This is a genomic window from Microcystis sp. M44BS1, assembly GCF_020244875.1.
Lineage (GTDB): Bacteria > Cyanobacteriota > Cyanobacteriia > Cyanobacteriales > Microcystaceae > Microcystis > Microcystis panniformis.
Map to the genome: position 1 here is coordinate 1 of NZ_JADBVM010000034.1, position 11,169 is coordinate 11,169.

An 11,169-nucleotide genomic window follows, 5' to 3' on the forward strand; every position below is an offset into this window, starting at 1 on the left:
ATTCTGCACATCATCAAGAATAATTAAACAACGATAGGAGCTTAGATAATCTATTATATCAGGTAAGGGGGTTGATAGAGATTGGTTGAAAAACTGTTTTAGATCATCTTTGAGAGCGATTAATTGAGGAATATTTTCCAGGCTGCGATAAATAATATAATCAAACTGTGGGGCAATTTCTGAAACTAATTTAAGGGTTAAAGCTGTTTTTCCGATTCCAGTTAACCCATAAATAGTAATTAATCTAGTTTTATTATCTAGCCATTCTTTTAAGGTTGATATTTCTAACTTACGTCCATAGTTATACCTTAATTCAGGGGCTTTTGTTAGGTTAATTATGGGGGATTGATGATCATTATCTGGAAAATTTTAAGACTTTTTTAAGTTGTTTTCTGAATAGGGATTATTTTCTCTACAGATATTTATATGGTTATTGCCGATATTATTACAATGATAGTTAACAAAGTGATAAATAATAGATGAAGCTTTATTTTCTAAAATAGAACGAACATTAGACTTTTTTATATCTTCTTCAAAAACATCTGATAGCAGTTGCCATAATTTCCATGCTTCTTTTTTTATATGGTCATAACTGCGCTGATTATCTTTGGCAATTTCTTCGTAATCTTGATGTTCCCAAATACCCTGTAAGATGGATTCTTGCAATGAATCAAGATGTTTACCGGTTTTCTCTAATACCTGTTTATCTGTCCATTCTAAAAGGGTTTGAATATCCATATAAGTAAGTGGTAGAACATTTGTATTGCTAATTGGGATCAGGGAACAGATTTTATTTTTCTTGTTTTTTTATCAGACTAATAATCATTTTACTTCCCTCTTGCAAGAGATCAATGTATTGCCTACGAACATTGTACCCCATAAAGTCGGGAAGGCCAAACTGTCATACCAAATCCGCCTTAGAAAGTAAAGCTTGTAGTCATATTACTCGTAGGGTCCGCTCTTCAATAGCGTAACGCACCAATTTAATAATAGAGGTGGTGCGTTACGGCGAATTATTAATTTTGGTTTTTTGACTAAATTGATAGCCGCCTAACGCACCCTACACTCTACACTCTTAATAAACAATTAGCAAGTATAAGCATTTGATGTCCCTGTTGCTGATGCACCAGTCACCACATCAACTGCGCGAATTACAGCAGGATTAACTTGATTTCGCCAACAGTTGGCCTGGAAGAAATTAGTTTTTTCCGAAAACTGTCCCTGTGCATCTGCAAGATCTTCCGTCAGATGGAATGGATTCTTTTGATTGACTAGATTCTCAACATAGAACTTGACTCTTCCACCAGGGGTAAAACCTTTACCACTAACCCTTATGGCTCCACCAGTTTGATTCTTTGTAGTAAAAACAACGATTGATGGACTCACTGGTTTATCTAATAATTCCCAACCCTTCCAGGGGGAAACGCCATCCCACCACTTGTGCCAAACCCCATCATCCATCCCACGGGCAAAAACATCAAGCCTGTTAGTTCCCCAAGAAACAACTGTAGGAGGTCCTTGGATTTTGCCCCCCAGTGATTGCCATCCACTCCAACTGCTAGGACTTCCATTGCCATAATTATGATACACAGCCCCATCTTTTTGTTCGCGTATAAATACGTCTAGCCGGCCTTTGGACCATGCAACCGCAGCAGGAGGGTCAGATGTACCAGGTCTATTGGTATTAATTGGACCACCCACATCATACCAATCTAATTGTGATGGTTTCCAGGGAAATACTCCATCCCACGACTTGTGTTTAATGGTACCATCCCACGACCGGACGAAAATATCAATCCTCTCATCCCCCCAAGAAACAACCGTTGGCGATCCTTTTAACGGTGAGCCACCTAGTGTTTCCCATCCGCTCCAGTTGTTAGGATTGCCATTTCCATAGTTATGATAGACATTCCCGTCTAAACCGAGTACGAAAACGTCTAAACGACCTTTAGACCATGTTACTGCGGCAGGAGGCTCAGATGTTTCAACCCCCAGCAGGGGTTGCCAATCTAATTGTGAGGGTTTCCATCCCTTCCCATCCCACCACTTGTGGTAAATACCATTATCCGTGCCACGGGCAAAAATATCGATTCGATTATTTCCCCAAGAAACAACTGTAGGAGAACCTTGAATCAGACCACCCAGTAGTTCCCATCCTGCTAAAGGTTTATCGTTGTTACTTCCATAATTGTGATACAGAGCGCCATCAACACCGCGGGCAAAAATATCAAGTCGATTGCTAGACCATGCAACTGCAACGGGGTAATCCGTAATCCCTCCCCCAAGCGGCTGCCAATCAAAGTCAGATGGTTTCCACCCGGCGTTGTTGTCGAACCACTTTCGATAAACACGACCATCGACACCACGAGCAAAACAGTTCAACCAAATAGGGTTTTTTACTATTGGTTCTGCCTGTCCAAACAGGCTTTTGTATTTTGTGACAATTGGATAGGGAATTGTGGCAATTTTTAACATAGGATATACATGAATTAGGAAATAAGTGTTTAATTTTAACTATTCTTGCGAACTTATTATCGACCTTACTGTTCGACGAGCATAACTGTAATCCTAGACGGATTTTTTCCATACAACAGCCTTTTTAAGATTTTCTTAAAAATTATAATTTATCCATCTAATCACCCTCTACCCCAGCACCGCATTCTTAGTCGTTGCTGAATCAAGGTATTAAGGTATCAATGCCAACCTTGCACCCATCCAAAAGTTAGTTTGGAGCTAAGTTTTAAAAATCCCTATTCTATCGCTGTCATCCGGCTATTAATTATCCTCTTTTAGTTAGCCCAAATTCAGGGATCGATCGATGCCCGTCGCAAGCTTGAAAGTAGCTGTACCCTTAACTGTAAGTAGGTAGGCGTTAAAAGTTATCAGATGCCCCCCCTTATCAAGGGGGGACTAAGGGGGGATCGGCACCCCCCTTATCAAGGGGGATCCCCCCGCCTTCGGCTTCCCCCCTTATCAAGGGGGGACTAAGGGGGGATCGAACCTAAAATCCATTTTTAATTTAATTATAACCAGCTACTTATCTAGAGTAGAGTGATTCCGTATTTCTCTCCAGCCAGATAGTTATACGACTAAATAGTACAAAAGTCTAGAGATTCTGTTAAGTCCCATTAATCGGGCGGCGTGGCAGCATCGAAGCTTACTGCTATAATTACTTACGGACAAAGATAATAAATAAAATTTATGGGCGACTTTTTTGATAACGTGAGCCGTTACCCCCGCTATCTGATTAGCTTTAGTTTAGGGATTTTCTTCGCCTTTTTCGGCTGGTTGGCCCCTTTATTAAAAAATCCCCTCACAGCGATCGCACTTGTCGGCTTTCTGGGGGGAACTTTCGCCTTTCTTTATTTCACCCTCAAAGCCATGCTCGGATTAGCTTGATACAATGGTAAGGGTTTCGCTGTTTTTAGGGGACAAAAATTATGGCTAACGACCGTCGAGTATCTCGCGTGTCCTCGCTAATTAAGCGCGAGGTCAGCCAAATGTTATTAATGGAAATTAAAGATGATCGGGTCGGGGCCGGTATGGTTAGCGTTACCGATGTGGATCTCTCCCACGACCTGCAACACGCTAGGATTTTTGTGTCTATCTACGGCAACAAAGAGGCAAAGGCCGAAACTATGGCCGGTTTAAAAGCTGCTGCGGGATTCGTCCGGCGCGAACTCGGTCAACGCATCCGTCTCAGACGTACCCCCGAAGTGGTCTTCCTAGAAGATTCTTCCCTTGAACGCGGCGATCGAATGTTACACCTTCTTGATCATATTAAGAGCGATCGACCCCCAGAAGATGACGATTCCGATATCAGTGACCAGTGACCAGTAGAGGATAACTAAATTTAGGCAAAACTGGATTTAGACAAAACTGGGAACTTAAAACTTAAACCTGATAACTGATAACTGATAACTGATAACTGATAACTGAATAGTGAGCGATCGCATTTTATCCCTAAAAGAACGTATTGGTCAGATGATAGTAGTCCGCGCTTCCGGCTATCTCTTTGACCAACAAATCCGCTATCCTGCTTGGGAACCTGTCAACGCGACCCTAAAACATTGGTTAGAAACCCTCCACCTCGGTGGGGTGATTCTCTTAGGAGGCAGCGCCGCCGAAATCGCTCTCCGCAGCCAACAATTACAAAGTTGGTCCGGGGATAATCCTCTGCTCATTGCTGCCGATATCGAGGAGGGAGTCGGCCAAAGGTTTTCCGGTGCTACTTGGTTTCCCCCCCCGATGGCTTTAGGAAAAATAGCGGAAAAAAGCTTGACAAAAGCCACAGAATATGCTATGGAAATGGGAGCAATTACGGCTAAGGAGGCTCTATCGATCGGGATTAACTGGATTTTAGCCCCAATTGTCGATGTGAACAATAATCCCGACAATCCGGTTATCAATATTCGTTCCTTAGCTGAAACTCCTGAAATCGTCGCTAATCTAGCTCAAGCTTTTATTTTAGGGGCGAATTCCTATCCAGTTTTGACCACGGCCAAACATTTTCCCGGCCACGGTGACACCAGCAATGACTCCCATCTCGATCTTCCCATCATCAACCACGATCATGATCGCCTAGAAGCGATCGAATTACCGCCCTTTCAAGCGGCGATCGAGTCAGGGGTTGATAGTATTATGTCAGGCCATCTGTTAATTCCCGCTTGGGATGCCGAATTTCCCGTCACTCTTTCCTCGAAAATTCTCGGGGAAAAACTGCGCCAAAATCTCGGTTTTCAGGGTTTAATCGTCACTGATGCCCTGATTATGGGAGGAGTGACTAAAATTGCCAGTGCTGCCGCCATAGCAGTGAGGGCGGTACAGGCGGGGGCTGATATACTGTTAATGCCTCCCGATCCGATCGAAGCGATCGAAGCGGTGTATAGTGCCGTGCAAGGGGGTACAATTAGCGAAGCCAGAATTAATGATTCTTGGCAGCGTATTCAACGAGCAAAAGAGAAATTAGGGCAAAGACAGCCATCCTTAGAATCCTTAAGCAGTTTAGCGGCACCGCAAGCTCTAGAGATTGTCAGCGATATTTTAAAAGATTCCCAAACAGTTAGCGGTAATTTACCCATTAAAGCCACTCAAGGCCGCAATTTAATCATTATCGATGATTTACTCAACTGTGACTTTCTCGATCGCTCTTGTCCGGCGGTGACAATTCCCCGACAATGGGGTTATCAAACCCAAATAATCGACCGTAGCACCTTTAATCAGTCCCTCGTCTCTCCAGAAACAACTCTCCTACAAGTATTCATCCGTGGTAATCCTTTTCGGGGTAGTGCCGGATTAGGGGAGGAAACGAAAGCTATCTATCAAGATTTGCTGAAAACCGGACAAATTCAAGCATTGATTATTTATGGTAGTCCCTACGTTTTCCAGTGGTTTCGTCAACAAAGCGGAGAAATTCCCCATCTTTTCAGCTATGGACAACAACCAAGCGCCCAAAAAATCGCCCTAGAAACTGTTTTTGATTGGCCCACTAGCGGCGAAAATCAGACCGATACTTTCGTTTAAGGGCAAAAATTGTCTAGTAACCATTGGGCAATGCGATCGGAGGCCCCGGCCGATCCCATTCTCTGACGACCATTAACGGCGATTTCTTGCCACTGTGGGGGATTTTGTAATAAATATTCTAACTTGTCTGCCACTGACTCGGCACTATCGCCTAAGAGAATTGAACAGCCTAATAAACGCTGTTGCAGTTTGGCAAAATGGGGAGTAAACTGTGGTCCAGATCCCGCAATTGTGATCGCCGGTTTACCCAAACCGACGAACTGTTCCGTGGCAGTTCCCGCCATGGCGATGGCCAGATGGCAACGGCCTAAATATTCGGCGTAATCCCTTTGAGAAATAGTTATAAATACCTCTTGACAAATAAACTTATTTGTGCTATGTTCTCGCCAACCCCGGGAAATTAAAGCAGCCGTAAAAGATTCTAGGGGGAGAGAAGGAGCGATCGCTGCCAAAAATTCCAGCTTGTAATCGGGAAAACGGCCGATCATGGCGGCCACAGCTGCGAGAATTTGCTGCCAATTGTGGAGAGATTCGGGAAAGCGCGAACCGGGTAGCAGCAGAATATTTAGGCAATCTTGGGGAAAATCGCCCGTTATCGAGGGTAAAAGGTCATCCATCATCGGATTACCCCCATCGACAACGGCAATTGACCACTGTTGTAAAATTTTGCTAGTTAAACTATCCCGGGGAAAAACCCCCCGACAGCGAGGACGGGCCATTAACCAGCGTTCCCAGGGATAATAGTAGGAACCCCAGAGGCGATCGATCATCGAGCTACTATCTAACCATCCCTGCTCATCCCGGAGATAGTATTCTGATTTAGCCGTTCCCACAAAAGCATAATCTGTCTCGCTCAACCAAGCAAGGGCCAGGGGTAAGATATCTCCCACTGCGACAATTTTTCCCCCTTCTTGGCCCCAATTTTTGACCAGACGGTATTGACGGGAGGTTAATCCTAATAATCCCTCCCGCAGATCTCGCCATAATTGTTTGGCATCCCTGGTGATAAAACCCCCAGAGGGCATTTTTTGACCTCGATCGAGAAGGGGAATCCCCAGACGAGTATAAGCATAACCGTTACCCACTAGGGGTAAAGCAGTAATACCCGGACAGTGGGGAGATGATTGCAGTCTTTTAATAATCCGGATTGCGATCTCATCTTCACCGTGGCCATTACTCAAAAATAATAATTTCACTTTTTTTCTTAACTTCTGGCTTAAAGTCCTAAACTTCGGTTGTTTTATTGCCTTCGACCCTAGATAATGCTGATGGTTAGGGAACAATCAATTTTATAAAAGCAGTTAACCAACTCCCATTTAGTCTAATCTACCGGAAGGTTTCACCGATCGTTTATCTCTGTCTTGATGGCGACTATTTGACCAAAGGCAAGACTAAGAGATAAGAGATTAGTTTAACTGCTTCTATTTTTCTCGATCAAAAGACCAGATTTAGCCCCCCAGAGCCAAGTAGGTCAGAAAGCTGCTCTGATCGCTATATTAGAATCAGTGATTAATTGGCCTCCTAAGTAGGGAGGCACAATTATTTGTAGGATGGGTTAGCGGTAGCGTAAACCATGCGGGCGTTGGGTTTCATGCTTCAACCCAACCTACGTTCATCTTATATTTAATTCCACCCACCTACTTAGCGGAAAAAATGATTATCGACTTGCCTGATCGAGAAGCTACTGTCAATTTAGGGGAAAAACTGGGGCAAACCTTGGCCTCTGGCAGTGTAATTTTATTAAAAGGCGATTTGGGAGCGGGAAAAACCACCTTAGTACAGGGAATTGGCTTAGGATTGGGCATTCAAGAGCCTATAGCTAGTCCTACCTTCACCCTCGTTAACGAATATAACGAAGGCCGCCTTCCTTTGTATCATTTGGATTTGTATCGTTTGCAGGGTCAGGATATTGAGGCGCTGTACCTAGAAAATTATTGGCAGGGAATCGAGGTGGATTTAGGAATAGTGGCGATCGAATGGTCGGAACGTTTAACTTTTTTGCCGGAAAATTATCTAGAGATTACTTTACTCGATCGAGGCGAGCAGGGACGACGAGCGCTGCTCAATTTTGTCGGTGGGGACGAAAAAAATAGCGACCCCACAGGAATCGCTATCAGCACTTGACTCTTTAAGCAATCAAACTTTAGCGGTAACTTTCCACATCTTCTCTAACTTGTCTTTCTTCTAATGTTTCTTCAAAGAAACTATTGTAGAGGAAACCCGCAGCCAAGGCCCCAACAATGGGAGCAATCCAGAATAACCATAATTGACCAACGAGAGCCATATTACCGCATAAAAGAGCAACACCGGTACTACGAGCGGGGTTAACGGAGGTATTGGTCACGGGAATGCTAATTAAGTGAATTAAGGTCAATCCTAAACCAATAGCGATGGGAGCAAAACCCGCCGGAGCGCGTCGATCGGTAGAGCCTAAAATGATAATTAAGAACATGAAGGTCAAGACCACTTCCGTGACCAAAGCGGCGAATAAACTGTAACCACCGGGAGAATGTTCTCCGTAACCATTGGTGGCCAGAGGGTTACTGCCTCCCAGAGCGAAACTAGGTTGACCACTGGCAATAATGTAGATAATTACCGCCGCTAAAATCGCCCCTAAAACTTGAGCGATGATGTAGGGAAGTAGTTCCGAACCGGGGAAGCGTTTCCCGGCCCAGAGACCGAAGGAAACGGCGGGATTAAAATGTCCCCCCGAAATATGCCCGAAAGCGTAGGCAAGGGTAAGGACGGTTAAACCGAAGGCGAGGGCGACACCCACAAAAGAAATCCCCAGATCGATATTAAAATCAGCACCATCTACGACACTCTTGGCTTTACCCACAAATACTGCCGCTAAAACGGCACTACCGCAACCACCGAGAACGAGCCAAAACGTCCCGATGAACTCTGCTAGATACTTTTTCATCTCTATATCAAGGTTGAATGATTTTACTTTTAGGTTATCTCCCATCAGACCGGATTAAACTGCTATAAGATATTAAAAAATAGTTATTTTTTTACCTTCAATTTGCCGTTCTTATGGGGAAACTATCAGCTTTTTAGGGATATAATAGTAAAAAAATCGGGAATTTCTGATAATTTCACACTTTCTTTAGATTTACTTCTATCTTGATGTCTGATTGGTTTTGGCAGTGGTTGACCCTTTTCGATCCTAGTTAATCATGGAAAGACAAAAGAAGAGATCGAGTGCTAAGTAGGTGGGTGGAATTAAATATAAAATGAACGTAGGTTGGGTTGAAGCATGAAACCCAACGCCCGCTCATGTTACGCTACCGCTAACCCATCCTACAAATAATTGTGCCTACCTACTTAATTATGAGATGAGCGATGCAGGAAGAAAAAGCGATATTTAATATCAACAATACTTTTTATCGACCGGAGAGTAAAATCGTCCGAGATTTAGGAGTTTTAGGGGCGGCAATTGCCCAAAAAGAGCGGGGCAGTTTGCGCGTTTTAGAAGTAATGAGCGGCTCTGGTGTGCGAGCGCTCAGGTATTGGTTAGAAAGTGGTGCGGATTGGCTGTGGGTTAATGATGGTAATCCAGAAATTAAGCCAACTTTAGACGCTAACTTAGAGAGTTTATTACAACAGAAAAAAGGTAAAATAACCTATAAATCTGCTCAAGAAGTTCTCCTAGAATGTTATCTTGAAAAAGACCATTATGATCTAGTTGATATTGATGCTTTTGGTTCTCCTGCATCTCTGTTCAGTGCTATTCCTTTAGCCACTAAAATCGGTGGTTTAATTTATCTAACTAATACCGATGGACGGACGCTGACGGGTCATAATCTAGAAAATAGTTTAGCTGATTATGGAGCCTATGCTCGCAATCATCCGGCTGCCCACGAACAGGGATTAAGATTAATTATCGCTGGTTTGCAATTAGAATCGGCCCGGTTAGGTTTAGGAATTACGCCGATTTTTTCCTTCTTTTTTGGTCAAAGTTATCGGGTGATGGTGCGGTTAACAGCTAATAGACAATTAAATAGTCATAACTACGGTTTTCTCGGTTATTGTCATAGCTGCGGGGAATATCAATCAGTGCCTTGTCCGAAGTTAGGCAAGATAGTTTGTTCTGGGGACGGGCAACCTTTAACCTTAACTGGACCCTTGTGGTTAGGCAGTTTACACGATCGCTTTTATCTAGAAAAGATGGCAGATTTAGCCGCTCAATGGCAGTGGAAAAAGGTAGTTAAATTGTTAGAAATAATGAGGGAAGAAAACGATTTTCCTCCCTATTTTTATAGCTTTCGGGAAATTGGGAGAAGGGGTAAATTAGATTTACCCAAAAGGGAAGATTTAATTGCAGCTCTCTTAGAACAAGGTTATCGAGCCGCTGCCACCCATATTAACCCGCAAGCGTTGAAAACTAACGCTTCTTTAGCCCAATGTATCGCACTGCTCAAGGACTAATTAATTAAGGTTTGCTGAATAAATCTAAAGGCTTTTTAAAAATCAAAAAGTGCCAGTCCTTACAGTGTTCAGGGGGTAAAATTCCGGGACTTTTTCCCTGAAAATTAGGGAAGTGGAATCCCTGGGAATATCGATGTTACAATTAATTATAGCACCCACCGCAAGAGCGATCGAGCAGGGAAAACAATTAATTCCACGGATTAGACAAGAATTACCTAAGGTCAAACAACAGCAAGAACTTTTAGAATTGATAGAGACAATCTTGGTTTATAAGCTACCCCAAGTCAGTAGAAAGGAGATAGAAGCGATGTTTAGTTTAAGTGATTTAAAACAAACTAAAGTGTATCAGGAAGCTTTGGAGTAAGGCAGACAAGAAGCTGAATTAACAGCGTTTATTGGCATTAGGATTAAACTTTGAACAGATAGCACAAGCTTTATCTCGTTATCTCGTTCCCAGGTTCTACCTGGGAACGCTCTCTTCAGGTTCTACCTGAATATTGCTTTAAGGCAGAGCCTTAAATATTGTGTTTCAAGGCAGAGCCTTGAAACAAGGGTTTAAAAATCTCAAAAAAAAAATCGACCCGCCTTAGGGCGGGAGACAAAGGGCAAAAGAGCAAAAGAACAAAGGGTTAAAGTCCTGGGGAGACACACGCAACCCGAAAACCGTTGCTGAAGCCGTTGCCGGGGCTGTCCCAGTCGCGGTAGGCAGAACGACAGTGCCTAGGGTTGTAGTACCAAGAACCGCCGCGCAGACACTTGAGATGAGAACGATTATCATTATTGATAAGCCACGCCGATCCATCCGTCGGCGCTCCGATATAGTTATCGTGCCAATCGTCTTCGCACCATTCCCAAACATTGCCACTCATGTCATAGAGTCCCCAAGCATTGGGTTTTTTCTGGCCCACAGGATGAGTTGTCTCCTGAGAATTTCCGTAATACCAAGCGTAATCTCCTAACTGATTAGCATCATCACCGAAATAAAAGCGAGTAGTAGTCCCCGCACGACAGGCATATTCCCATTCCGCTTCCGTGGGTAGGCGATAGGTTTTTCCTGTTATTTGACTCAATTTCTGACAAAAAGCTTGAGCATCGTTCCAACTAACATTTTCTACCGGATTTTGGGGATTGTTTTGAAACTTAGAGGGATTGGTTCCCATTACTGCTTCATATTGTGCCTGAGTCACTGGATATTTCCCAATCGCAAAACTGTTG

9 protein-coding genes and 2 pseudogenes are annotated in these 11,169 nt (G+C 43.4%); 6 read left to right on the forward strand and 5 right to left on the reverse strand.

What is annotated here, in order from left to right:
• Both IM515_RS01930 and IM515_RS01935 read right to left on the reverse strand, forming a co-directional pair.
• Nucleotides 1–738 (reverse strand): annotated as a pseudogene (locus IM515_RS01930) (helix-turn-helix domain-containing protein); the annotation flags it as partial.
• Between the two features lie 348 nt (nucleotides 739–1,086).
• Nucleotides 1,087–2,475 (reverse strand): PLL family lectin, encoded by a 1,389-nt coding sequence (locus IM515_RS01935; protein ID WP_287628384.1) that lies wholly within the window; start codon nucleotides 2,473–2,475, stop codon nucleotides 1,087–1,089.
• Nucleotides 2,476–3,201: 726 nt separating this feature from the next.
• Between IM515_RS01935 and IM515_RS01940 the strand changes: the two genes are divergently transcribed.
• The 3 genes from IM515_RS01940 to IM515_RS01950 all read left to right on the forward strand — a co-directional run bounded on the left by IM515_RS01940 (nucleotide 3,202) and on the right by IM515_RS01950 (nucleotide 5,523).
• Nucleotides 3,202–3,399, forward strand: coding sequence for a DUF751 family protein (locus tag IM515_RS01940; protein WP_002737592.1), 198 nt, complete (start codon nucleotides 3,202–3,204; stop codon nucleotides 3,397–3,399).
• Between the two features lie 41 nt (nucleotides 3,400–3,440).
• The gene (gene rbfA, locus IM515_RS01945) at nucleotides 3,441–3,833 is read left to right on the forward strand and encodes a 30S ribosome-binding factor RbfA (RefSeq protein ID WP_193959821.1); all 393 of its coding nucleotides are present in this window, start codon (nucleotides 3,441–3,443) and stop codon (nucleotides 3,831–3,833) included.
• A gap of 109 nt (nucleotides 3,834–3,942) precedes the next feature.
• Entirely contained in the window at nucleotides 3,943–5,523 is a 1,581-nt protein-coding gene (locus IM515_RS01950) for a glycoside hydrolase family 3 N-terminal domain-containing protein (RefSeq protein ID WP_287628385.1), read from the forward strand.
• Here IM515_RS01950 and IM515_RS01955 read toward each other — a convergent pair.
• Nucleotides 5,520–6,719, reverse strand: coding sequence for a lipid-A-disaccharide synthase-related protein (locus IM515_RS01955; RefSeq protein ID WP_287628386.1), 1,200 nt, complete (start codon nucleotides 6,717–6,719; stop codon nucleotides 5,520–5,522). The genes IM515_RS01950 and IM515_RS01955 overlap by 4 nt on opposite strands.
• A 457-nt stretch (nucleotides 6,720–7,176) precedes the next feature.
• Between IM515_RS01955 and tsaE the strand changes: the two genes are divergently transcribed.
• Nucleotides 7,177–7,647 carry a tRNA (adenosine(37)-N6)-threonylcarbamoyltransferase complex ATPase subunit type 1 TsaE gene (tsaE, locus tag IM515_RS01960; RefSeq protein WP_012264480.1) on the forward strand — a complete coding sequence of 157 codons (471 nt, stop codon included), beginning with the start codon at nucleotides 7,177–7,179 and terminating at the stop codon, nucleotides 7,645–7,647.
• 19 nt (nucleotides 7,648–7,666) lie between these two features.
• On the opposite strand, the gene aqpZ is transcribed toward tsaE, so the two are convergent.
• Nucleotides 7,667–8,446: an aquaporin Z gene (gene aqpZ / locus IM515_RS01965; protein WP_287628387.1), complete on the reverse strand. Its 780-nt coding sequence runs from the start codon at nucleotides 8,444–8,446 to the stop codon at nucleotides 7,667–7,669.
• A 422-nt stretch (nucleotides 8,447–8,868) separates the two neighbouring features.
• Here aqpZ and IM515_RS01970 point away from each other — a divergent pair, with 422 nt between their 5' ends.
• Together IM515_RS01970 and IM515_RS01975 are read left to right on the forward strand one after the other, a co-directional pair.
• Complete coding sequence (locus IM515_RS01970; RefSeq protein ID WP_287628389.1) at nucleotides 8,869–9,954, forward strand: class I SAM-dependent methyltransferase; 1,086 nt, start codon at nucleotides 8,869–8,871, stop codon at nucleotides 9,952–9,954.
• Between the two features lie 100 nt (nucleotides 9,955–10,054).
• Nucleotides 10,055–10,448 (forward strand): annotated as a pseudogene (locus IM515_RS01975) (DUF2887 domain-containing protein); the annotation flags it as partial.
• Nucleotides 10,449–10,583: 135 nt separating this feature from the next.
• Here IM515_RS01975 and IM515_RS01980 read toward each other — a convergent pair.
• Nucleotides 10,584–11,169 (reverse strand): formylglycine-generating enzyme family protein (locus IM515_RS01980; RefSeq protein WP_287628391.1); only part of this gene is annotated, 586 nt, incomplete at its 5' end.